The sequence below is a fragment of the Streptomyces sp. NPDC005775 genome (assembly GCF_042871565.1).
Lineage (GTDB): Bacteria > Actinomycetota > Actinomycetes > Streptomycetales > Streptomycetaceae > Streptomyces.
Window position 1 is genome coordinate 1 of the sequence record NZ_JBIAIU010000021.1, and the last position, 22,944, is coordinate 22,944.

A 22,944-nucleotide genomic window follows, 5' to 3' on the forward strand; every position below is an offset into this window, starting at 1 on the left:
GCGCACCGGACAGCCCGCTCTTCCCCCTCATCACCGTCCAGGACGGCGAACAACTCCGCCTCACCGCAACAGGAATCCACTACAACCTGAAGTCCGCACCGGCAGAAGACAACACCGCCCGCCCCGCCCCCTACCGCCACGGCCCTGACCAGCGACCACACACCTCACGCTGTACCGACCGGCTACCAACTGACCTGCACCATCACCAAAAACATCAGCACCAAATCGGCACTCGTGTCACCACTCGAATCCCTGACCACAGCAAGCCGAACAGCAGAAACCCGATAACTACCGCACTGACATCACGATGCCGAACCACCACCGACAAAAACCCGCAGATCATCAGAGCACTAATCGTCTCCCTGCTCCGGCTGGCCGGTCGGCGGTTCACCTCCGCTCGAGCGGAGAGCACAGGTACATGCCGTTCGTGTAGACCTCCCACGGCGGTTCACCTCCGCTCGCGCGGAGAGCACAGGTACATGCCGTTCGTGTAGACCTCCCACGGCGGTTCACCTCCGCTCGCGCGGAGAGCACTCCGCAGCATCGACGAAGCCGGGGCCTACCCCCGGTTCACCTCCGCTCGCGCGGAGAGCACTCCTTCGCCTTGCGACCCTCTTCGATGAACGCCGGTTCACCTCCGCTCACGCGGAGAGCACGGAGTCTCAGCTCTGGCCGTCGCCGAAATCCTCGGTTCACCTCCGCTCACGCGGAGAGCACGGCCAGGATGATCCCGGTCGTCTGCGACATCACGGTTCACCTCCGCTCACGCGGAGAGCACTCTCTGACCTGGCATATTAGAAGAGATTTGCCATTTCTTGACTCTCCCGCTGAAAGGCGATCAGGGTAAGGGCGTCGAAATCGAGGGGTTCACGGCGGCGGGTACCTGCTGTGCGTAGTCGGAAGCCCTGTTCGTTGTCAGCAGGGTGGGCGAGCACGGCTGCGCCGTCACCGGCACAGGCGGCAGCGGCTGTCCAGAGTTCGTCGCGGACTTTGGCGGAGACAGTTCCGACATACAGCTCGGGTGTGACTTCGAGGAGCCAATGGGCGAGGGTGCCGCGCAACTGATCGGAGACCCCGCTGGCTGAGATGACGATCATCGAGGACGTGGGCAGTGTGCTTCAGGTGCTGTACCAGTCGTTCTAGTCCGTCGTTTACGACCGCTGGTGCATTGGCGCGAGCGTCAGTAGCCCGCATCCATATGCCTTGCCCCGCCCGATGCCGGCAGCGAGCCTCTCGCGAAGTAGGTCGGCGTCGAGGACTCGGGCGGTCCCGTCGAATTGTGTGCGGGAGTGCTGGACTCGCTGCTTTGCTGCGGGATCTTTGGGACCTCGGGAGCCGCGCACCGTGGCGAGTGGGTGGGCGTTGATGTGCAGTGGTTCCAAACCAGCTGCGGTGGACTGGCGTTCCCACCATTCAATGGCGGCGTTGCCGCTCAGGGCCACGACCGGTGGGAGCTTGTACGCCTCCCGCGCGGCGGCCCCGGGCTTGCGCACGGGACTGGCCACGCAGCGGTAGTTGACGACTGTCCCCTTGTGCAGGTTCGACAACATACCGTCGAGGGAGCGCGTTTCGACGTTGCCGTATGCGTCCGGCAGGCGTGTGTGGTCGGGCGCTTCGTGGCTCTGCAGGAGGATCTGCAGTCCACGTGGGGTTTCCTCGGCACGGAACAGGACTCCGAATGCGGCCCGGGCCGGGCCTTCGACCCCGTCGGGGAACATCTGCAGCATGCGTTGGTGCAGCCGGATGCCCTGGTCGTTGCCGCCGAGGTCCCGGTGGGCCTCGCGAGAACTGGGCGAGGGCACGATGCGGGTCAGCCACAAAGTCACCGGGGGTTCCTCTCCGGCTTGGCGAAATGGGTATCGATGTAGCTTTGGACCTTTTCCAGGTAGCCAGTGCCGAAGCCTTCGTACGTGGCATCCGGCAGGTGCACGGAACGCCGGTACAGCGGCCGGGGCAGATACTGGCGTTCCAGCGGTGCGAACGACATTGGTTCGTCGGTGACGTCGCCGCTGTGGTGGTCACCATCGCCCCGGTCTGGGGCATCGGAGCTCACCGTGAGAACTCCGAGGGGTCTGTCGCCGTAGAACTCGATCGGCTGCGGGCTGTTGCGCGGCCTTTTGGCTGCCAGTGGCATCCGTACCAGGTGGTGCAGCGGATCCTCCACAGTTCCGAGCAGTACCGGACCCTCTGGCGGACAGGACCGGCGGCCTAGAAAGAGAGGCCAGTGCGGGTCGCGCAGGGCAGCGGCGCACGCATGCAGCAGTTCTTCGTTGTCGGAGGTGAGTGTGAGGGTGAAAGCGGCGTCGGATAGGTACTGGCGCTTGGATACCAGAGTGCCCTTGGCCTTGGATCGGCGTTTCCCATCGACGGTGATCACTTTCTCATCGGCGGGTAGCCCACCACCTACCGTGTGGTAGTCGGACAGCACGACACCGGGTCGGTCGACTCGTACCGTCATCGACAGCGCCGTGAGGTCGGCCAGGGGTGCCTCGCGCTCCCGCCCGAGACCTGCGGCGAGCATGCCCACGACGCCGGATCGTGTGGGGAATCGGGCCGTGTCCCGCCGCATGTAGTTGCTGTGCGTGCCCCAGGACTGGAGTGGGCCTGCCAGGCGCAACAGCAGCCCGCGGGCGGGTTTTTCGGTCACTGCGGGGCCTTGGGGAGAGCCGCGTCGATGGAGGTGGTGACGAGAGCTTCGAAGGACGTGCGGCGCTCGCCCAGGTGCTCAAGCTTGTCGAAGTGGAGGGAAGCATGTGCCGCGTGCAGGACCCGCTCGGGTCCGAGGAGCGTGTTCGCGGCTTTGGAGTAGGCGTCGATGCCGGCCACGGAGCGTCCGACGTAGCCGCCGTGTGCGGCAGAACGTACGGGCTCCTCGAAGGCTGCGGCGAATGACAGGGGCCGGTCGGAGCGGACCGCCACGTGGACTAGGTGCGGGAGTGTGTGCGGGGCGGTGGAGTTCTTCTTCGCCTGTGGTAGCGATTCGATGAAGGAGAGCAGGAACTGGCCGGCGAGCTCGCGGGCTGCCTCAAGGCTGATGTCGTTGTCGTCGCTCAGATTCTTGCTGAGTTCCTTGAGATCGACTGTGGCGAACCTGTAGAAAGTGCCGGTGCTGAACTCGGCAGTGCCCATGTGTCCGCTGCCGGTTTCGTCGTCCTTCGCCGCGGTGACATCGTCGACAGCTGCGAAGTAGTCGAGTTCGACCTCGGTGGTGTGCGTGGTGAAGGCGTGCGCGACCTGGACGGCACCGTCGACACCGGCCTGGTCGACCTCGGCGAGCATGCGGCCGAAGAGGTTGATGACGCCGTTCCTCTTGAGGAGAACCTTGTCGATCTTCCCTTTCAGGAAGCTTTCGGGCTTGCTCTTTCCCTTGCCGGTGAAGTCCGTCGTGAGTGCGTCCCTGTGGGCTTCGGCGATGTCAGCCAGTTCTTCGACAGCGTCTTCGGGGAGGTAGATGAGTGCGTTGGTCAGGACCTTGTTCGTGATGGGCTGCTTGTCTTTCCCCTTGGCCACCTCCCACTTGATGCTGCTTCCCGCCGCAACATGCGCCCCCGCGCGCTCGGCAAGCGCCACATCCCACCCACGGTCGCGGAGCGCGTCGGCGACGCGCTCCCCGATGCGTCGTGTGCGCAGCGCGTTGTCGCCGAGTGCGTCCTGGAAGTGCTCGCGGATGGCCCGCTTCCAGGACTGGCTGGAGATGCGGGTACGCAGGGCGTCGCCGTACAGCATGGATTTCACCGAGTTGGTGTCGTCCCGGTTCAGGTTCGCGTAGGGAACGGGTTGGACGACGTGGATGTCGATGAAGCGGGGTTTGAGGTCCATCGGGGATCTCCTGTGGGTGAGAGGTTCAGTCCTGGTCGGCGCGGGCGGTGATGCGGTAGAAGTCCTGCAGCCAGCGGCGGCTGATACGCCCGGACTGGTACGGCCAGTCGACGAGGTCTGCCAGCAATTGCCCCCAGTCGATGGTGGCGCTGGTGGTGCGTACCTGGTTCACCGCTCCAGGCAGGTGCAGGTGGATGCCGCGGAGGCTCTGCCGCGTCAGGAGGTTGATGCGGCTCTCTGCGGCGCTCATCCGCATGGAGGCGCCCTTCGCCATGACGGCATGGCCCAGACTGGCACCGAATGAGGGGCCGTAGCGGGTGGGCTCGGGCGTGGCAGCCTCCTCGTCCGGTCCGTCCTCTTGAAGGACGTGCTTCTTGACCGTCCCTTGCTCGTCTGCAGCGTTTTCGTCGTCTTCCTGGTCGGACGCGAAGGCGTGTCGGGGCTGGGCCGCGATCAGGGCGGCCACTGTGTAGTGGGCCTGCGCTGTCTTGTCGTCGCAGCCCTCCGGCAGTCGCGGCGTCAGCAGCCGGTGCATGGCGCGGGTGCGCGAGTGGTCCAGGTCCCGGCGCAGACCCGCGCGCAGCGCTGCACGGGCGCCGGGGTCTGTGTGGCACAGGCGTTCAATGCGCGTGATGAAGTCGGCATACGTGGCGCGGGTGTTTGGGCGCTTGCTCGCTTCAGGGGGTTGGAAGGTCATGCCTGTCCTCGGATCGGCGGGCGGCGGTCACGAGTCCTTGGCCGCCCTTTTCGTCTTCGCTTACTTCATCGCCTTGTGTGGGTCTTTCAGGGCGGCGAGGATAATCGCCTTCGCCCTGGTGACGGCCCTCGCTCCCCGTGGGGTGTGCGTGGCGGAGGCGGTCACCGCCTCGTACGCGTCGAGTGCGTGCCGCCCGAAGGCCCTGCACGTAGCATCGAAATCGAAGCCGTAATTCTCGGCGCCGCCAGAGCGGTTCAGCTGCCGGAATCGCGACCAGAACTCGTCCTCCGCCGACGGCCAGTACCGTGCCATGACCGCGTCCACCCAAGCCCCCGGTTTGTTCTTTTTGTCATCGGTGAATTTCAGCCAGGCTTCCTTCGTGGCCTGCTCCAGCCGGTCCTCGAAGAGCTCGCCGAGCTCGCGGAGCTGGCGTACGGGCCGCTCGGTGCTCACCGCGTCTTCCTCGACTCGGGAAAGGAGTACCGGGGTCGTCGAGTCGACGTATTGGTGGTTGGCCGCCTGGCTGGCGTCCTGTTCGAAGCCGAGCGCGCGGACTCGCAAGTACTCACTGACGTCGAAGGCGTAGTCCATGACCTTCGGCTGGACGGGGCTGGAGTCGTTCAGTTGCTTGAGCAGAAGGGCATCGATGTCCCGCCACAAGGAACGGGAGGAGCGTGCGGGCCGGGGGGAGGTTTTCCCATTCTTGTCGATGTCCCAGATCAGATAGTCGTCTTCCGGCCGGATCCGCTCAGCGTTGTAGGCCCAGGTGATGTACGCGTCGGCGGTGTGCTTGCCGTCCTGGGTGGGGACAAGGTGGAGAGCGTGCTGCGAACAGGCGGTGAGCCGTGAGCAGGGGCCCTGTGGCTCGGGCATCGGCATGAGCGGGTCCGGGAGGTTGTCGCGCTCCCAGGGGCACGGATCCGTCTGGCGGCTGACGTCGCCGTCCGGCGGTGTCAGACCTGCCAGCAGCGTCAGGAAAAGGTTGTCGCACTCCGGGTGATACGACAGCGCGGCGCGCAGTGGTGAAGCCTTCGCGTAGTGGTGGCTCACATGGCCGACTGCACGCTTTGAGAGGCCGCCGGGGGCTCCCCAGTAATGCCAGGTCAGGAGCGACAGTGCTGTCTGCGAGAGGTTGGGGGGTACGGGGTTGTCATGGCTCCAGTGCCCGAACCAGGAGTGGTTGTTGCCCGCTGACCGGCTCATGACCAGCTTGTGGGTCCCGGCAGTTTGGTATCTGTCGCACTGGTCGGGGAGGCGGGGGTCCTGAAGCCAGGGACGATCGCGATCGAACAGGTCGAAACGGTGGGTCCACCGGTCGAAGTAGCCGGCGATGCCGGCCTTGTGGCCATCGGCGAGTTCGATGCTCTGCTCAAAAAGACCCTGCTGAAGGATTGCCTCCCGCCGATCGCCCCAGCTTCCGGGACCGGCCTCATCCAGAGCGGTGATCCGTGCCGTGAGCGCGTACAGCAGGCGCAACAGCGCCGAGTGAGCCGGAGCTTCCGGGATCAGCGGAGCACGGATTTCCTGGGCGTGCAGGAACAGACTCCTGAGGCCCACCTGAGGCGGGCCGGACTTTCCCTCCAGCCATGCGACCGGAATCCATGGCTGGTCGATCAGATTGGACGCAGGTGTAGCCACGCCCCTCCCCCCGTGGTCGGACTTCCACCGAATGTTAGAAGGTCGTACGGGGGCGGCGTGGGCGGTTACCGCAACTGATCAATTTGCAGGCCGAGTTCAGACATGTGTATTCGGTGGCTCGAGCTAGTGTGCACCCACTTACCGTCTTCCCGTTGCAGGTTCAGTCGCAGGACGTAGTTGAGGGCGGGCATGTTGCGCCAGGCAGGGTTGGCGTCGCCCTCCACGGCCTCCACGAGTCCCTTCGGTACCGGGATCAGATAGGGGACGAGCTGGCTGGGATTCGGTCTCCCCTTGGGACTGCGATCAAGTTTCGTCTCAAGGAGTTCGTCCTCCAGGAGATGCACTGGGTTGCCCTGCCGGTCGTACCCGGGGTACAGGCAGACCACATGCGCCATCTCCTCGCCGAGCACGGTGGAAAGCAGATCTGGCGTCAACCCCGGGTGTTCGCGGCTCAGCAGGCTGAGGTCGCCGTCGAGCTCCCGCGGTCCAGGCACCACGAGCCATCCGGCAGTACCACTGCCTCTGCGTTCACGAACCGTGCGCTCGTTGTCGAGTTGCTGGAGCTCACGTGCCGCGGTCTCCCCCAGCCTGTCGACGAGCTCGTGGCCGTACACCTCGTCCAGCAGCGCGGGCAGTTCTTCGGGCAGAGAAACCGTTCTGCCGATTCCCAGGAGCGTGTCAGAGCGCCGTACTAGCGCGGCGTCGTCGAGTTCGGACGCGTTGTCCGCGCGGAGCACCACCAGCCTCGAGCGATCACCCGTGCTCTGCACCGCGCGGGCCAACAAGTTTGCGAGCGGTGCCGGTCCAGAGATGACGAGGTCGAAATGCATGCCCCGGACATGTTCCAGCATCGACGTCGTCACCAGCACGGAGGGCCTGGAGACTCCACCGTGAGGGGCGAAGACAGTACGGCACACTGCGAGGCGCTGCCATCGGTCCTTGTTGCGCATCTGTTCATGGACCAGGATTACCTCGAGACCGGGCAGATCCTGTGTGAGCTGCTGGAACGTACGGATGGCCTCCACAGGCGTCGACCGGTAGACGGCGGCCCTTCCGTTGCCGGCTGCCAGCATCGGTGCAAGAGCCGCCTGGATTTCCCCATACGGCGCCCCGTCAACGGCCCTGATGTCAAGCGTGCTGGCGCGAGTGGCCCCGGCAGGCTGGCGGGGCAGGTGCCCGCCTCCGGACTGGGCATCCACGAACGACCACCCTGGTGACCGACGAGGCTGCATCATCGGCTCTCGCCCCCCTCCTGTGCCCCGGCGGTAAGCCGCCAGCATCGCGTCCACCGACCTGTCGGCAGCCGTCGCGGCCAGGACAACAGGGATCCGCAACGCGGCAGCCCACTCCAGGAACCGGAGCATCAGCTTCTGCCCCCAGGCACCACGGGCATGGGCTTCATCCACCACGACGACCTTGCCGGAAAGAGCAAACAGCCTCATCACGTTGAACTTCACCGGCATGACAGCCTGCAGAAGCTCGTCCACCGTCCCCGTGCCGACCGCAGCCAAGAGCGCGCGGTGATGGGAATTGAGCCAGCTGTTCGCTGTCAGAGTCCACTCCTCACCAGGCTCCGCGCTGACTCCATCGGGGGCATTGGCATGCGCCCACTGCTGCGCGGCCTCCGCCGGCTTCAACCGGGAAGAGCTGTGGAGCAGCAGCGACCGCCAGGGGCCGGTCAGTGCCTGCTCGGCGAACGCATGCACCTGCGCCATGTGGCTGTCAGCCGCTGAACCGGTCGGCAATGCGTAGAAGAGGCCGCGCGCGTTCGCCGCATACCCAAGGACTGCCGCTGCGCGAAGGGCCGCTTCTGTACGGTCCTCTGAGGGCGGAGCGGTCACGACCACCATGCCCGGCCCGTGTCCGGCTACTAGCTCAGGCACCTGGCGAGCCATGCTCGCCCCAAGACCCGTCTTCCCCACGCACGGGTCAGGATCCGGCGGCCGGGAGAAGCCCGTCCCAATCAGGTCCGTCTGCTGCAACAGGCGGGGCGCCGCCGTTCGGGCGATCTGCCAGTAGGCGTCCAGGTCTTCGGGAGTACCGGCCCACCCCTCTTCCCTGAGCCGGGCCCGGATCTCTTCTGTGATACTGGCCAGCCAGTCCGACAGCGTGACCAACCCCGTCAGAACAACAGCCGCTCCCGGCGTCATCCGCCCTTGCGGAACCGCCTTCACCCCAAGCACTCTGCGGACCTCGTCGAAGTGGATCCGCCGCTGCTCCTCCCAACTGCCCACCCCGATACCAGGGTGACGCGCGGCAGGGCACCTCGAGTCCTTGTCGTAGACCACAGAGTGGAAGCGACCACCGTGCCCACCCAGCAACTGGGCCACAGCATGACTGAGCTGGGACTGCGGACGCCGCCTGGACGAGGGATAGCCAATCTCCTTGAACATCCCCACCAGCCACCAGTGCGCCGCCGCTTCGTGCGACTGCCCGTCCAGCTGAGCGCCAGCACCGAATCCGTAGCCCGGCTCACGAAGCAGCTCGTGAGCCAGGAGCTTCTTGTCCGCACTCTTCGGTCCACCCCGGTGCAGCTGGAACGGCACACTGATCTTCCCTATGTCATGCAAACCCGCCCAGAAAGCCGCGAGCACGCGCGCCTGCTCATCCGAAACCTGCAGCGCCGACGCCACCACGCTCCGCTGGTGCGCGGTCAGCAGTTCATCCCAGACCACCTCAGCGACGGCCGCCGTGTCCAACAGGTGACAGATCAAAGGATGCGTGTGCTCCGCACCGCGGGCGCCCGTACCCAACCCGGCAGCCTTGCCCCAGAGGCGCGCGTCCAGAAACATAGTGCTCCTTGTCACGGGTTGGTGCAGGTGTGCTTCAGGAGAACACGGCAGAAAGGGCCTGGCCTGCAACGCCTTGCCGCGTCCCTTTGCAGACCGTTGGAGGGGAATTCTGACAACCGCAGGCGCGCCAACTTGTGCTACCCGTAGAGTACTTACTGCTGCACGCCTCCCTGGGGGTGCGCGGAATGCCATTGGCTCTCCAGCCACGGGGCATCGAGATGAACGCACGACCCTCTCGAGGGATGTGGCGCCACCTCGGCTGTGTCTGCGCCTGGAGATGCAATGTCGCGGTTCCTGCACAAGTTCGTCCTGCGTCGCAAGGTCCTCCTCGAGGTCTCACGCGTCGTGGTCAGCGCGGTAATCCGTGCCCTGATCAGCGAACTCGTCAGCTGGCTCTTCTGAGCCGACGGTGACGGATCCCAGGGGTCCGTCACCTTTTACATGCTGGCGATACATCCGCTGGCTGGCCGCTTCCGCACGGCGATGTGTCCCCCACTCCAGGTACAGGTTCCACACCCTTCTCCCTCGTGGAGTCAGCTTGCGCGAGGCTGTGCGCCGGTTGGGCACGAGAACTGTGCGGCGCGTCTCTGCGTCCGTTCCTTGAAACGTGAAGAGCGTCATCGTGCTCCCCCACGCGCGAGCGCAAGATGATTCGGCGTCTCATCACGCTCGGAGAGCAGGTGCCGGTGTTCTCATCGCAGGCAGGAAGGAGACCGCGAAGATCAGCCGGCCGGGGAGGAAGCGCCATGGTCTCCGCGCGAGCGGAGGTGAGCCGCTGTTCGGGGTGTCCGGCCTCATGCACCACTGGTGCTCTCCGCGCGAGCGGAGGTGAACCGCGCATCGCGGGCATGAAGGTGCTCATCCCGGCGTGCTCTCCGCGCGAGCGGAGGTGAACCGCCCGCGGCCCGTACACCAACGCCGACCCGTGCGTGCTCTCCGCGCGAGCAGAGGTGAACCGGCGCGGGCGGAGCTGCAGTCCATCGCGGACAAGTACTCTCCGCGCGAGCGGAGGTGAACCGTAGTCCACGCCGAGGTCGGCGCCCAGCCGTGCGTGCTCACCGCGCGAGCGGAGGTGAACCGACGCCGCCGCGCGGGTGGCCGGACCCGATCCGGTGCTCTCCGCGCGAGCGGAGGTGTACCGAGTGCGGGGGGCGCGCGGGTTGCATTCACTGCGTGCTCTCCGCGCGAGCGGAGGTGAACCGCTTGCCCAGCAGATCGCCGACGCGCAGAAGTTGTGCTCTCCGCGCGAGCGGAGGTGAGCCGCCGAAGTTCCCGGACGCGTTCGCGCCCGTCACGTGCTCTCCGCGCGAGCGGAGGTGAACCGCGGTCAGAGGGCTGGTTCCGGGTGGAGCTGTCGTGCTCTCCGCGCGAGCGGAGGTGAACCGACGTGACCCCGCACGCACCTGCGCCCCCGTTCGTGCTCTCCGCGCGAGCGGAGGTGAACCGGAGGAGGCTTCCCCAACCCTGCGAAAGCCTCAGTGCTCTCCGCGCGAGCGGAGGTGAACCGTCCGTCGAGAAGTCGGCGGTGATGGCGCTGGCGTGCTCTCCGCGCGAGCGGAGGTGAGCCGCCGGGAGCGAGGGGCGTTGTTCATGTGCGGCGGTGCTCTCCGCGCGAGCGGAGGTGAGCCGCACGGCGGGACTTCCCGGCACGTGGCGGCATGGTGCTCTCCGCGCGAGCGGAGGTGAGCCGGCCCGGGCCAGTGCGGTCAGGACGACGGTGCGGTGCTCTCCGCGCGAGCGGAGGTGAGCCGCGCGAAATCAAGCGGCTGTTGGCAGCCGGGGGGGCTCTCCGCGCGAGCGGAGGTGAGCCGCTCCTCGCCACAGCCAGCAGCCGCCCCGTGGGGTGCTCTCCGCGCGAGCGGAGGTGAGCCGCGGGTCCGTAGCGCGGCCAGGGCGGTGCGGGCGTGCTCTCCGCGCGAGCGGAGGTGAGCCGACCTTGAGGCAGATCGAGTCGAGTGCGTCGTGGTGCTCTCCGCGCGAGCGGAGGTGAGCCGGACCCAGGGCATGCGGTCGCCTGACGGCTGGTGTGCTCTCCGCGCGAGCGGAGGTGAGCCGAGGTTGTTGTTCCAGGCGCGGGCGGACTTGCCGTGCTCTCCGCGCGAGCGGAGGTGAGCCGGTCTGAACGTCGTCCTCGTGGAGCACGCCGGCGTGCGTGCTCTCCGCGCGAGCGGAGGTGAACCGCTCATCGCCGCGAAGGCGGCCAACGCCAAAGGGTGCTCTCCGCGCGAGCGGAGGTGAACCGCTGAACACCTTCTCCGGCATGGTGCGGAACATGTGCTCTCCGCGCGAGCGGAGGTGAACCGCACCGCAGCCCTTTCCGTGCTGCCCATGACCGGTGCTCTCCGCGCGAGCGGAGGTGAGCCGAACTCGGTGCGCGTGCTCAGCGCGATGGTGCGTGCCCTCCGCGCGAGCGGAGGTGAGCCGACCGGTGGGTTCGCTGTCACGACGCCGGTGACGTGCTCTCCGCGCGAGCGGAGGTGAGCCGACGTGGGACAGGGTTTGCGGGGTGTCGTCGCCGTGCTCACCGCGCGAGCGGAGGTGAGCCGGGGATGTCGCCGGGGACGGCTTCTTCTTCCACGTGCTCTCCGCGCGAGCGGAGGTGAGCCGCGGACGAACATCGTCTTGGACTTGTAGTCGTAGTGCTCTCCGCGCGAGCGGAGGTGAGCCGCCCTGGAGGCCAAACTCGGACCGGAAGAGCGCGTGCTCTCCGCGCGAGCGGAGGTGAGCCGACGCCAACGGGGTCCCCGACCACGTCCAGGCCGTGCTCTCCGCGCGAGCGGAGGTGAGCCGGTGCAGTCGTAGTACCGCAGCGCGGGGAGTTTGTGCTCTCCGCGCGAGCGGAGGTGAGCCGCCCTCTCAGCCTCCCGCGTGCTCAGCTTCGACGTGCTCTCCGCGCGAGCGGAGGTGAGCCGCGGATGGCCGGCAGGTTGACGGTGAACCGCTCGTGCTCTCCGCGCGAGCGGAGGTGAGCCGGGCTACGTGAGCGTCACCATGACGCCGACGTAGTGCTCTCCGCGCGAGCGGAGGTGAGCCGATCCGGCCCTCGCTCGTCGACCCCGCCGCAGGGTGCTCTCCGCGCGAGCGGAGGTGAACCGCCGGACGGCTCCGGGACGCTCACTGATCCGGTGTGCTCTCCGCGCGAGCGGAGGTGAGCCGCTCCGAAGCGACGTCCGGGGCCTGGCGCAGCAGTGCTCTCCGCGCGAGCGGAGGTGAGCCGTGCGGAGCGGCCGTCGTTGCCCACCACGAGCGGTGCTCTCCGCGCGAGCGGAGGTGAGCCGTCGCAGCCCGCCCCGACGATGTAGTCCTCGTCGTGCTCTCCGCGCGAGCGGAGGTGAGCCGTTCATCGAGCGGCCCGACGACGCACCGTGCGTGTGCTCTCCGCGCGAGCGGAGGTGAGCCGATCACCGTCGACCTGGCGAACCCGCGCACCTAGTGCTCTCCGCGCGAGCGGAGGTGAGCCGTCGCGCACGCGGGTGGTGGCCTCCACCGAGTCGTGCTCTCCGCGCGAGCGGAGGTGAGCCGTTGGAGGCGGCCCGTCAGGGGGACGGCACCGCGTGCTCTCCGCGCGAGCGGAGGTGAGCCGGCTCCCATGGCCCCGCCCGGTGCCTCGGTGACGTGCTCTCCGCGCGAGCGGACGTGAGCCGGCGAACTACCCGTCAACACTGCGCTCGACGGCGTGCTCTCCGCGCGAGCGGAGGTGAGCCGGCGTTGGCGGTGAGGGCGGAGTTCTTCACGGCGTGCTCTCCGCGCGAGCGGAGGTGAGCCGCAGGCGCGGTATGCGGCGGCCGTGCAGGAGCAGTGCTCTCCGCGCGAGCGGAGGTGAGCCGCGCTCCGGCGTGATCTTCAGCGAGGAAGAGGCGTGCTCTCCGCGCGAGCGGAGGTGAGCCGACCCGGATGTATGGACGGGACGCGGTGTACCGGTGCTCTCCGCGAGAGCGGAGGTGAGCCGACGATCTTCCCGGTGTCCATCGCATGCCGGATGTGCTCTCTGCGCGAGCGGAGGTGAACCGACCATCCCGATGGTGCTGTAGGGCCACTGGGCGTGCTCTCCGCGCGAGCGGAGGTGAACCGCGCCGGCCGTTGCTGCCGCCACCGCCCGCGGTGTGCTCTCCGCGAGCGGAGGTGAACCGCGCATCCTGATCGCGGGTACATCTGGGTCGGGGTGCTCTCCGCGCGAGCGGAGGTGATCCGGTGGCGGACGGGTCGTCGTCCGCCGGGCGGTAGTGCTCTCCGCGCGAGCGGAGGTGAACCGCGTCCGGATGCTCCACGCAGGGCTGTTCCGGCGTGCTCTCCGCGCGAGCGGAGGTGAACCGGTCACCGCGGTACGGGGCATCGACATCGACCGGTGCTCTCCGCGCGAGCGGAGGTGAACCGTGGTGCCGCGAGGGCGTTCCCGCCGAGCTCCTGTGCTCTCCGCGCGAGCGGAGGTGAGCCGGTCGAAATGGTCGTGGGCTACACCGAGGAGGGGTGCTTTCCACGCGAGCGGAGGTGAGCCGAGCTTCATGGAGGCGTCGATGGCGTCGCTGTTGTGCTCTCCGCGCGAGCGGAGGTGAGCCGTGGCGGAGGACCTCCATGTAGGTGGGGGCCGCGTGCTCTCCGCGCGAGCGGAGGTGAGCCGTGGCGGAGGACCTCCATGTAGGTGGGGGCCGCGTGCTCTCCGCGCGAGCGGAGATGAGCCGTGGCGGAGGACCTCCATGTAGGTGGGGGCCGCGTGCTCTCCGCGCGAGCGGAGATGAACCGGTGGCGCCGGACTCGCGGCGGACCATGTCGAGGTGCTCTCCGCGCGAGCGGAGGTGAACCGGACACGTCATTCAGCTTGGGGGGTAGTTGCTGTGCTCTCCGCGCGAGCGGAGGTGAGCCGGGGTTCGGGGAAACCCACCCGCCCCGGGTGTAGTGCTCTCCGCGCGAGCGGAGGTGAGCCGTCCCCCGGCACCGCAGACTTCCCCGGCGTCACGTGCTCTCCGCGCGAGCGGAGGTGAACCGAACCTGCTCGGGGCCTACCACCCGGCGCGATTGTCCTCTCCGCGCGAGCGGAGGTGAGCCGGTGACCTGAGCGCTCTTGACGCTCTTAAAAGTCGGGAAAACCCTCGCTGAACAGCTTCGCACTGTCAGACAAACTTATCGACCTCGGCGAGCGACCAGGTCGTCCAACTGTGGCAGGAGCGCGGAACTGGTGAAGTAGGTGCGGCGGGCTTCGAAACCCGGCTCGTGGAAATCGTCGTAGTCAGGAGAAATGGCCCTCGGCCCCAAAGGAGCCCGTAGAGGGCTCCTCAAGCCGCCCCGGCCGGCCTCTTCGTCCCGACACGGACGGGTGAGTCGGGCGCACTGCCCCGCAGCGGGCCGGTGTTTTCCTCGTCCGGGGCACCAGCGGCCGGTACGGCATACCCGCCGGCACACCGCAGTCGGCACGTCGCATCGAGGTTACCTGCAGGTAATCCGTGCGACGGAGCGCACGCCAGGCAGCAGACTTCCAGCATGTCCACAGACTTCAACGGGATGATCGAGTGCAACCCGCTCGCCCACCTCTACGGACCCGACGACGAGGACGCCGAATGGCAGTCCGCTATCGAAGTCTGGCTCCTGAACTCCGGCAACGCCTACGACGCCCTGGCCGCGCTCTTCGGCGTCCGCAACTCCTACGGCTTCCGCCCCCTGGCCGAAGACCGCGGACTGCCCAACGACATCGCCGAAGGAACCCGCACTCGGTTCGGCGGCGGGGGTGGTGGTGATGACGTGTTCGGCACGACGTGGATCACCTGGGCAGAGCTGGCGAGGGCCGACTGGCAGGAGACAGACAGCTCCGGCTCACTCAGCCGACAGGCCGTCGCAGGACAGGCCACGCACTGGGGGCCTGTATGGACGGTGATGCGCACCCTCGCCGACCTCTACGGCCCGGACAATGTCCGGCTCGTCATCTGGTTCTACTGAGACGCCGCCGACCATCTATGGCCGGCGGATCCGGTGCACACCCAGGGCTTCGGCGTAGTCGGCGGGCGTCCGTATTGTGATCACTTGAGACGAAGAGAGGGCGAGCGGACGGTTCCTGCTCACGTCCGTTGCGCCTCGGAGCCCTTGAGTCTCTCCCGCACCGTCGGGTGGAGCGAGCCGACTGCGCTAGGAGATGATCCCGTGCGTGGCTGAAGAGGCAGGTACAGATGCGGACGACGCTTGCGCATGGGCTGAGCGACTGGGTTGGGCGTTCGGACTTATAGCGGAAGATCCGGCTGCGAGAGGTGCAGCGCTCGTCCATCTGGCGGAGGCCCAGAAGAAAGTCACGGACGCGCGCGCCCGATTCAACGAGATGTGGCGGGTGACGCGGACCCTGGTAGCGGATGAGTACCGGGAGCCGGCCTTTCTGCAGGCGCGCCAGAGGTACCAGCAAGCCCAGAGACGGTCGCTGCCTGATGGGGTGTGGGGTCGTCCTGTGGACGGGGATCTGGCAGCGTGGCCGGGGCTGCCCTACGTGTTGCTCTTCCTGGAGTGGGAGGCGAGGTACCCGCTGGAGTGGACGCGGCATGCGAGGGCGTGGGGTACGAAGCAGAGCCTGATCCAGGCGGTGGCCCGTGCTCGCCAGGAGGACGCGATCAAGGCGAAACTCACCGACCTGATCGAGATCGTCGTCCACCGGGCGTATCGCTGCAAGGATCGCGAATACGTGCGGGTTGCCCGGGCTGTCGACAGCACTGACCTACGGGGCAGGCTCGGTAGGGCAGCCGCTTCGGACAGTCCGTGGGCCCGGTGCCATGCCGGGTATGCGCTCTGGCTCCATGACTGCCCTGACCTGCCGAACACTCGTCATGTCTGGCAGACCCGGGTGGCAGGCGAGGCTGCGGCGTTGATGTGACCTTGGGACGATGCTGGGAAGGTCCCATGATCATGGAGTGCCCAACGCCCTCGTGACCTGCTTGTAAGACCGTGCCTGCCGACGCATCATCCCTGATTCCGCCTGCCCTCGACCGGCTCCGCGAGCAGTCCGACGTCGGGCCCCGGGAGGTGCCCGGCCTGCTGGGGCGGCTGGCTCAGGTGCCCGATCCGCGCGATCCGCAGGGCGTGCGCCATGCCCTGGCCGTCGTGCTCACCCTTACCGCGTGCGCGGTGCTGACCGGCGCGACCTCGCTGCTGGCGGTCGGCGAGTGGATCGCGGACGCGCCGCCGCACGTGCTGGAGCGACTCGGCGTGAGCCCTGATCCAGTACTGCCCCGGAGGCTGGTGCCCTCGGAGGCGACGGTCCGCCGGCTGCTCGCCCGCATCGACGGCGATGCCCTGAACCGGGCGGTGGGCGAATGGCTTGCCGACCGCCGCCCCGAGAGCACCGGGCTGCGTGGCTGTCCGTGGACGGCAAGTCCTTGCGCGGTGCGGCGAAGGCCCAGGGGCGAAGGATCCACCTACTCGCCGCGGTGGAGCACACCACCGGGCCCGTCCTGGCCCACCTCGACGTCGGCGAGAAGACTGGTGAAGTCGCCCGCTTCCAGCCGCTGCTCGACACCGTCGCCGACCTGGCCGGAACCGTGGTCACCAGCGACGCGCTCCACACGCAACGCGAGCACGCCACCTACCTCCTGGGCCGCGGAGCCCACTACATCGCGATCGTAAAAGGCAATCAGAAGAGACTGCGTAGGCAGCTGAAGGCCCTTCCCTGGAACGACATCCCGCTCGAGGGCCACACCCGGGGCACCGGACACGGCCCGCGCAGAGCTCCGCCGGATCAAGGCCGCCACCGTGAACAATCTGCTCTTCCCCGGCGCCCGCCAGGACGTCCAGATCAAGCGCCGCCGCACCGACCGCAAGACCGGCAAGACCACCATCGCGACCGTCTACGCCGTCACCAGTCTGACCGCTGAGCAGGCCACCCCCGTCCAACTCGCGAGGCTGATGCGCGACCACTGGAAGATCGAGGCCCTGCACCACGTCCGCGACACCACCTTCGCCGACGACGCCTCCCAGCTGCGGACCGGCAACGCACCCCGTGCGATGGCGACCTGGCGCAACCTCGCTGTCGGCGCCCTCAGGCTGAGGGGCGTCAAGAACATCGCAGCCGGCCTCCGCCGCAACGCACGCGACGCCCGCCGACCCCTCGGTTTTACATGATCATAAAACGGGCACCCGCCGACTACGCCGAAGCCCTGATGTGCGGGGTGAAGAGTTCCCCGAATGGTGCGCGGGCAGGCGTGGGCTCCGGATCAGCTGGATTGTGCATGGTTCTGAAATCCCCCGTCAATTACTCAAGTAATCAAACCAGTGGCGCGAAGAAGAATGTCTCGCGTAGCGAGAATGTTCCCGTCGCGGTCACGCTGAAGAAATCGGCAAAGCGCAGCGATGCATTCGACCCGTCACGCAGCCCTCCTTCGAAAGCGCCGCGCACGGCCACTTCACGACCCTCGCAGACGAGTGTGGTGATCGAATGGGTTCCGCTCTCGATGACGCGTTCGTCCCGGTAGAAGCGCTCCAGCTCGGCATGGCCGTTGAGCTCTGCGTATCCAGGCCGTCGGTACTGCGCGGTGAGTTCGAACAGCTGGAGCAGCCCAGTGATGTCATCGGCGTCGACCAGGCTGTAATAGGGGCGTACGGATTGCGTGGGTGACGATGGCGAAACGGCGGGTCGGGTGGGGCCCGTAACAAACTCATTCATGCGCTCGGACGTGCTCCCTGGATGAAGGATCTGTCTGCGTATGGCGTGGCGAGGCAGCAGGGAAAGGGCGAAGTGGAACCGGTTCGGACATCATCGCCGAAAGGGAACCGGACCGGCGGTGAATCCCGTCGTCTACCGGCAGTCCACTCTGCGATGCCTTCCGGCCGTTCGGCAAGAGGTGCCAGACATTTGCCGAAGGTTTCGGCCGAAGTCCTGACTGAAGTAGGGGTGCTAGCTGGCCTTCGTGCACTGTGGAGACCCCTGCCCGGCCCCTACGTTTCGTTACGTGACGATGAACGTGAAGACACAGGGAGCGCATAGATGATCACGCTGCAGGGGCTGACCAAACGGTACGGCGACAGCGCCGCGGTCGACGGCCTCTCCCTGACGGTCCCGGCGGGCCGGGTGACCGGGTTCCTCGGCCCCAACGGCGCGGGCAAGTCCACCACCATGCGCATGATCATGGGCTTGGACCGCCCCACCGAGGGCCATGCCCTGGTCAACAACCGGCCCTACGAGCAGCTGCGCCACCCGCTCCGCGAGATCGGCGGGCTCCTGGACGTCAAGGCGGTGCACCCCAGTCGGAGCGCCCGCAAGCACCTCAAGGCGCTCGCCCAGACGAACGGAATCCCGACGGCCCGGGTCGACGAGGTCCTGGAGTCCGTCGGCCTGACCTCGGTGGCCGATCACCGCGCCGGATCGTTCTCGCTCGGCATGAGCCAGCGCCTCGGGATCGCGGGCGCACTGCTTGGCAACCCGGGCATCGTCATGTTCGACGAGCCGGTCAACGGCCTCGACCCGGATGGTGTGCACTGGATCCGCGGCCTGATGCGCGGCCTGGCAGCCGAGGGCCGCACGGTCTTCGTCTCCAGCCATCTGATGAGCGAGATGCAGCTGACGGCCGACCAGCTGGTCATCATCGGCAAGGGCAAGCTGATCACCGAGACCACGGTCAAGCTACTCATCGACGCCAGCTCCCTGAATGCCGTCAGGGCCCGCGGTCCCGAGACCCCCGCGTTGGAGCGCCTGGTCGCCCGCCTCTTCGAATGGGGGGTGCCCGTCCGCTGGGAGAGCGCCAACGAACTGCACATCAACGGGCTCACCGTTGACCGGGTCTCCGACCTGGCGTACGAGCTGGGCGTGCGGCTGCACGAGGTGCGCACCGTCGAGGCCTCCCTGGAGCAGGCCTACATGGAGCTCACCGCCGACAGCGTCGAGTACGGAACCCGTGCCTCGCGCCCCGCACCGGCGCCGGATGTCAACGGAGGCCGCGCATGACCGCCACCCTCGTACCCATGGCGAACGCCGGACCCGACTACGGCGTCGGCGTGTACCGCGACATCACCGAGTGGGCGGCCGGTACCCCCGGCTGGCTGCAGACGTTCGGCGAGCTCTTCACCGAGGGCGGCATCCTGCTGTTCGTCGGCGTCATGGTCGTCCAGTGGTGGCGGGCCCGCAAGGGGGACGACCGCGCCATGGCGTACGCGCTGCTCGCACCGCTCGCCGTCGCGGTGGTCTACGCCCTCAGCGAGGCCATCAAGGTATGGCTGCACGAGGAGCGGCCCTGCCGGGACATCCCCGGGGTGCGGGCCATCGCGGAGTGTCCGGCCACCGGTGACTACTCCTTCCCCAGTAACCACTCGGTGATCGCCGCCTCCGCAGTGGGCACCTTTCTGATCAGCTGGCGCCTCATCGGTGTCCTGCTGCTGCCGGTGGCGGTCCTGGCCGCCCTGTCCCGGGTCTACGTCGGCGTCCACTACCTGCACGACGTCGCGGCCGGCGTGATGCTCGGCCTGCTGCTCGCCCCGCTGGTGCTCTTGGCCCTGCGGGCACCCGGCACCCACCTCGTCGCGGCCCTGCGCCGCAAGCCGTCATTGGCCCTGGTCCTCGGCACCTCGCCCGTCCTGGTGCCGCCCGCCACGCAGCACGCCCCGTACTCCGTCACGCGCAGCTGAACAGCGGCGCCCCCAGCAACTCTCCTCATCTGAACGGGAACTGTCATGACGACATCGACCTATCCGTCCGCCGCGCCCGGTGCGGCGCAGGCGACCGGCGGCGGATTGCCCGGCGCCGTGGCAGCCGAGTGGACCAAGCTGTGGTCGGTCAGGTCCACCTGGTGGAGCCTCATCGGCGGCGGTCTGCTGATGCTGCTCACCGCGCCGATCATCGGCTCGACCATGGCGAACAATAAACAGAACAGCGCCGGAGTCGCGGTCAGCGAGGTCGCCGTCAACACGGTCTACGTCGCCGAGTTCGCCCTCATCGCCCTGTCGATGCTGGTGATCACAGCCGAGTACACCTCAGGCAGCATGCGCACCACGCTGCAGGCCGTGCCCAGGCGCGGGCAGATGCTCGCCGCCAAGAACATCGTGGTCGGCGCCGTCAACTTCGCCGGCGGTGTCGTGCTCTGCCTCATCGGCGCCGGAGTGTCTGCCGTGACGCTGGGCGACAAGGCGATCGCCGACGGGGGAGAGATTCTCGCCACCTCCCTGCGCATGGGCGTCTACCTGGCCCTGATCAGCATGCTGACCATCGGCGTCGCCATCGCGGTGCGCAGCGCCGCGGGCACCCTGACGATCGTGTTCGTCGGCCTCACCGTGATGCCGGTGATCCTGCAGGCCTCCGACATGTCGCCGCTGGTCTGGCTCTCCGACCGGATGCCCAACTCGTCCGGCACGCACTTCATGAACGCGGACACCAGCCCGTACAGAGCGGGCACGGCCTTCGTCTTCCTGCTCCTGTGGTCCGTGGTGATCACCGCGGTCGGCCATCAGGCACTGCGCCGCCACGACGCCTGACCCCCTGATCACGTTCCGGTCGCAGAACCGGGGCGTGCGGGTGTTGCGCATTCAACATCCCCCGTATGGATGCGCAACACTCTTCCGACACCATGGCAGTTGACCCATGGCACCTGCTACGCCGCTGGTCGGCTTACTTAGGGTGAACACCGTGACCTGCATCCCTCCCCATCTGCGAACACTCGCCGACTGGCTGGCCCCCACCGAGCGCTCGCCGAGGCCCAGACGCTGGATCTCGGCCTCGCTGCTCACCTGGGTCGCGCTCAACGTCCCCGCCCTGCTGCTCGTCCAGAGCATGAACGCGGTGGAGCACCGGCCGCTGCAACTCCTCGTCGGCGCCGCGGTGATCGGCGCCGCCGTGCTGCTCTACTTCCGGCTGCCCCTCGTCTCGTTCGTACTGTGCCTGGGCCTGTGGTGGTTCGTCGGGGTCATGCAGAACGATGTCGGCTCCATCGTGGTGTCGCCGTACCTGCCAGCGGTGTTCATCAGCAGCTACACCGCAGGACGGTTGCCGATGCGGCCGGCCTCGGTGCTCGCCTCGGTCGGCGTGGTGATCCTGACGGGAACCGCGGTCACAGCCTTCGCCGGGCTGACGTTGCCGATGTGGTTCGTCCTGGTGACCTCCCTGATCTTCGCCTGCCAGCTGCCGTGGCTGATGGGCCGCTACGCACGCCAGCGCAGCGAACTACAGCACGCCGGCTGGGAGCACGCCCGCCAGCTGGAACTCCAGCAGCGCATCAGCGTGGAACAGGCCCGGCTTCGCGAGCGCACCCGTATCGCCGAGGACATGCACGACTCGCTGGGCCACGAGCTCAGCCTGATCGCGCTGCGCGCGGGCGCCCTGCAGGTCACGCCGGACGTCGACGAGCGCTTCCGGGACGCGGCGGGAGAGTTGCGGGCCAACGCAGCCAGCTCCCTGGAACGGTTGCGCGACATCATCGGAGTCCTGCGGGAGGACGACGCCCCGGCCCGGATGGAGCCCGCCCAGCCGGACATCGGCGACCTGGTGGAGCGCGCCCGCGACAGCGGAGTGCACGTAGCGTTCGACCGCAGCGGCGATAGCAGGAGCCTCGACGACATGACCGACAAGGCCCTGTTCCGGGTGGTGCAGGAGTCGCTCACCAACGCTATGAAGCACGCGCCCGGATCACGCATCGCGGTCCGACTCGCTTACGCTGTCGACGAGGTGACGGTCACCGTACGCAACGGATCCTCGCCGCAGCGGCCAGGCCGGCCTGCCGTGCAAGGCCGGCGCGGACTGATCGGCCTGGAGGAGCGGACCCGGCTCGCGGGCGGCGCCCTGCACGCCGCCCCCCTGCGCGACGGCGGCTTCGAGGTGCAGGCGAGCCTGCCTCGTACCCCGCCCGCCATGCGCCAGGGCGCCAGCACCACGGCGCCGATCGACACCCGTGCCGAGACCACCGAGGACAGCCTGGCGCACGCCACCACCCGGCTGCGCCGGCGCTTCATCTCCCTGGTGGCCCTGCCGCTCAGCTTGTGCGTATGCCTGGCCGTCGGCATGCTCGGCTACTACGCCTATCTGTCCTCGTCGTCGGCGCTCGCCCCGAAGTTCTACGATCGGATCGAGCTCGGCAGCACCACGCGCCAGATACAGCGCCTGCTGCCCGACAACGAGATGAGCGATCCGCCCTCCGAATCGCTCCCCGAGCCCGAGGGCGCCGACTGCCGCTACTACCGAGCGAGTTCGGCGCTGTTCGTACGCGTCGACGTGTTCCGGCTCTGCTTTCAGGACGGCGATCTGACGCGCAAGGACGTCATCACGGCCAAGTCCCGCGAACCCGTCGACCACGATTGACCGGCCGGGCGGACCATCCCCCGCCTCCGCGTACCCAGGTCCCCACTGAACAGGGAGAGCACGATTACTGCCATCCGACTCATTCTTGCCGACGACGAGATGATGATCAGGGCCGGCGTGAAGGCCATCCTCTCCGCCGATCCCGAGATCCATGTGGTGGCGGAGGCCAGTAACGGCGCTGAAGCCGTCGACCTGACCCTGAGACACCGCCCCGACGTGGTCCTCATGGACTTCCGGATGCCGGTGATGGACGGGCTCGCCGCAACCGCGGAGATCAAGCGCAAGGTCCCGGAGACCTCCGTCCTGATCCTCACCACCTTCTCCGAGGACGAGTACGTCGCCCGGGCCCTGGGCGACGGCGCCGGCGGGTTCATGCTCAAGTCTGGTGATCCCCGGGAGCTGTTGACCGGTGTACACGCCGCCGCACGGGGCGCCGCCTATCTCTCGGCCGAGGTCGCGGGCCGTATCATCGCCGAGCTGAACCGCGGCTCCGCGGGCCAGCGCATGGTGCGCAACGCCGCCTCGCGCGAACGCGTCGAGACACTCACCGAACGCGAACGCCAAGTCCTCGCCCTCCTCGGCCAGGGCCTGTCCAACGCCGACATCGCCAAGCGACTGCACGTCGTGGAAGGTACGGTGAAGAGCTACGTCAGCTCCATCCTCATGTCCCTCGATGTACGCAACCGGGTGCAGGCAGCGATCATCGCGTACGAGACCGGTCTGGCGGAAAAGGAGCTGTGACGCCGATGCCGCGC

General features: G+C 67.6%; 16 protein-coding genes, 1 pseudogene and 2 CRISPR repeat arrays. Of the genes and pseudogenes, 9 read left to right on the top strand and 8 right to left on the bottom strand.

What is annotated here, in order from left to right:
• Window positions 1-383: 383 nt before the first annotated feature.
• A CRISPR array of direct repeats spans window positions 384-778; the repeat unit is 29 nt; unit sequence CGGTTCACCTCCGCTCACGCGGAGAGCAC.
• A 16-nt stretch (window positions 779-794) separates the two neighbouring features.
• The 7 genes from cas2e to ACFYPA_RS34395 form a co-directional block, all read right to left on the bottom strand.
• Window positions 795-1,097, bottom strand: a complete 303-nt coding sequence (gene cas2e, locus ACFYPA_RS34365; RefSeq protein ID WP_389136366.1) for a type I-E CRISPR-associated endoribonuclease Cas2e — start codon at window positions 1,095-1,097, stop codon at window positions 795-797.
• A 54-nt stretch (window positions 1,098-1,151) separates the two neighbouring features.
• Window positions 1,152-1,826, bottom strand: a complete 675-nt coding sequence (gene cas6e / locus ACFYPA_RS34370) for a type I-E CRISPR-associated protein Cas6/Cse3/CasE (RefSeq protein ID WP_389136368.1) — start codon at window positions 1,824-1,826, stop codon at window positions 1,152-1,154.
• Window positions 1,823-2,647, bottom strand: a complete 825-nt coding sequence (gene cas5e, locus ACFYPA_RS34375; protein WP_389136371.1) for a type I-E CRISPR-associated protein Cas5/CasD — start codon at window positions 2,645-2,647, stop codon at window positions 1,823-1,825. Before cas5e ends, cas6e begins: the two co-directional genes overlap by 4 nt.
• Entirely contained in the window at window positions 2,644-3,819 is a 1,176-nt protein-coding gene (gene cas7e, locus ACFYPA_RS34380) for a type I-E CRISPR-associated protein Cas7/Cse4/CasC (protein WP_389136374.1), read from the bottom strand. Before cas7e ends, cas5e begins: the two co-directional genes overlap by 4 nt.
• A 25-nt stretch (window positions 3,820-3,844) precedes the next feature.
• Window positions 3,845-4,516: a type I-E CRISPR-associated protein Cse2/CasB gene (gene casB, locus ACFYPA_RS34385; protein WP_389136377.1), complete on the bottom strand. Its 672-nt coding sequence runs from the start codon at window positions 4,514-4,516 to the stop codon at window positions 3,845-3,847.
• Between the two features lie 60 nt (window positions 4,517-4,576).
• Window positions 4,577-6,154, bottom strand: coding sequence for a type I-E CRISPR-associated protein Cse1/CasA (gene casA, locus ACFYPA_RS34390; RefSeq protein ID WP_389136380.1), 1,578 nt, complete (start codon window positions 6,152-6,154; stop codon window positions 4,577-4,579).
• Between the two features lie 65 nt (window positions 6,155-6,219).
• Window positions 6,220-8,946: a CRISPR-associated endonuclease Cas3'' gene (locus ACFYPA_RS34395; RefSeq protein ID WP_389136383.1), complete on the bottom strand. Its 2,727-nt coding sequence runs from the start codon at window positions 8,944-8,946 to the stop codon at window positions 6,220-6,222.
• 746 nt (window positions 8,947-9,692) lie between these two features.
• Window positions 9,693-13,990: a CRISPR direct-repeat array (repeat unit 29 nt; unit sequence GTGCTCTCCGCGCGAGCGGAGGTGAGCCG).
• A 431-nt stretch (window positions 13,991-14,421) separates the two neighbouring features.
• Here ACFYPA_RS34395 and ACFYPA_RS34400 point away from each other — a divergent pair.
• The 4 genes and pseudogenes from ACFYPA_RS34400 (at window position 14,422) to ACFYPA_RS34415 (ending at window position 16,787) form a co-directional block, all read left to right on the top strand.
• On the top strand, window positions 14,422-14,874 hold the full coding sequence (locus tag ACFYPA_RS34400; protein WP_389136386.1) for a hypothetical protein: 453 nt from the start codon (window positions 14,422-14,424) through the stop codon (window positions 14,872-14,874).
• A 205-nt stretch (window positions 14,875-15,079) separates the two neighbouring features.
• Window positions 15,080-15,790 carry a hypothetical protein gene (locus tag ACFYPA_RS34405; RefSeq protein WP_389136388.1) on the top strand — a complete coding sequence of 237 codons (711 nt, stop codon included), beginning with the start codon at window positions 15,080-15,082 and terminating at the stop codon, window positions 15,788-15,790.
• Window positions 15,791-16,017: 227 nt separating this feature from the next.
• Window positions 16,018-16,176 (top strand): annotated as a pseudogene (locus tag ACFYPA_RS34410) (ISAs1 family transposase); the annotation flags it as partial.
• Window positions 16,177-16,229: 53 nt separating this feature from the next.
• Window positions 16,230-16,787, top strand: coding sequence for an ISAs1 family transposase (locus ACFYPA_RS34415; RefSeq protein WP_389136555.1), 558 nt, complete (start codon window positions 16,230-16,232; stop codon window positions 16,785-16,787).
• 389 nt (window positions 16,788-17,176) lie between these two features.
• Here the strand turns inward: ACFYPA_RS34415 and ACFYPA_RS34420 are convergent, their stop codons facing one another.
• Entirely contained in the window at window positions 17,177-17,575 is a 399-nt protein-coding gene (locus ACFYPA_RS34420; protein ID WP_389136391.1) for a nuclear transport factor 2 family protein, read from the bottom strand.
• 321 nt (window positions 17,576-17,896) lie between these two features.
• On the opposite strand from ACFYPA_RS34420, the gene ACFYPA_RS34425 reads away from it, so the two are divergent.
• From ACFYPA_RS34425 to ACFYPA_RS34445, 5 genes are all read left to right on the top strand, one after another.
• Window positions 17,897-18,853 (top strand): ATP-binding cassette domain-containing protein, encoded by a 957-nt coding sequence (locus ACFYPA_RS34425; protein WP_389136394.1) that lies wholly within the window; start codon window positions 17,897-17,899, stop codon window positions 18,851-18,853.
• Window positions 18,850-19,530 carry a phosphatase PAP2 family protein gene (locus ACFYPA_RS34430; protein WP_389136397.1) on the top strand — a complete coding sequence of 227 codons (681 nt, stop codon included), beginning with the start codon at window positions 18,850-18,852 and terminating at the stop codon, window positions 19,528-19,530. The genes ACFYPA_RS34425 and ACFYPA_RS34430 overlap by 4 nt, the downstream gene beginning before the upstream one ends.
• A gap of 45 nt (window positions 19,531-19,575) precedes the next feature.
• Window positions 19,576-20,373 (top strand): ABC transporter permease subunit, encoded by a 798-nt coding sequence (locus ACFYPA_RS34435; protein ID WP_359086955.1) that lies wholly within the window; start codon window positions 19,576-19,578, stop codon window positions 20,371-20,373.
• A 151-nt stretch (window positions 20,374-20,524) separates the two neighbouring features.
• Window positions 20,525-22,189 carry a histidine kinase gene (locus tag ACFYPA_RS34440; protein ID WP_359086957.1) on the top strand — a complete coding sequence of 555 codons (1,665 nt, stop codon included), beginning with the start codon at window positions 20,525-20,527 and terminating at the stop codon, window positions 22,187-22,189.
• 99 nt (window positions 22,190-22,288) lie between these two features.
• Complete coding sequence (locus ACFYPA_RS34445; protein WP_389136400.1) at window positions 22,289-22,930, top strand: response regulator; 642 nt, start codon at window positions 22,289-22,291, stop codon at window positions 22,928-22,930.
• Window positions 22,931-22,944: the final 14 nt, after the last annotated feature.

Excerpts from the sequence above, each read along its gene's own strand:
- ACFYPA_RS34400 (WP_389136386.1), top strand. The coding sequence starts at position 14,422 with ATGTCCACAGACTTCAACGGGATGATCGAGTGCAACCCGCTCGCCCAC.
- ACFYPA_RS34425 (WP_389136394.1), top strand. The coding sequence starts at position 17,897 with ATGATCACGCTGCAGGGGCTGACCAAACGGTACGGCGACAGCGCCGCG.
- cas2e (WP_389136366.1), bottom strand. The coding sequence starts at position 1,097 with ATGATCGTCATCTCAGCCAGCGGGGTCTCCGATCAGTTGCGCGGCACC.
- ACFYPA_RS34415 (WP_389136555.1), top strand. The coding sequence starts at position 16,230 with ATGGCTTGCCGACCGCCGCCCCGAGAGCACCGGGCTGCGTGGCTGTCC.
- cas7e (WP_389136374.1), bottom strand. The coding sequence starts at position 3,819 with ATGGACCTCAAACCCCGCTTCATCGACATCCACGTCGTCCAACCCGTT.
- ACFYPA_RS34445 (WP_389136400.1), top strand. The coding sequence starts at position 22,289 with ATGATGATCAGGGCCGGCGTGAAGGCCATCCTCTCCGCCGATCCCGAG.
- casB (WP_389136377.1), bottom strand. The coding sequence starts at position 4,516 with ATGACCTTCCAACCCCCTGAAGCGAGCAAGCGCCCAAACACCCGCGCC.
- ACFYPA_RS34395 (WP_389136383.1), bottom strand. The coding sequence starts at position 8,946 with ATGTTTCTGGACGCGCGCCTCTGGGGCAAGGCTGCCGGGTTGGGTACG.
- ACFYPA_RS34430 (WP_389136397.1), top strand. The coding sequence starts at position 18,850 with ATGACCGCCACCCTCGTACCCATGGCGAACGCCGGACCCGACTACGGC.
- ACFYPA_RS34420 (WP_389136391.1), bottom strand. The coding sequence starts at position 17,575 with ATGAATGAGTTTGTTACGGGCCCCACCCGACCCGCCGTTTCGCCATCG.
- ACFYPA_RS34435 (WP_359086955.1), top strand. The coding sequence starts at position 19,576 with ATGACGACATCGACCTATCCGTCCGCCGCGCCCGGTGCGGCGCAGGCG.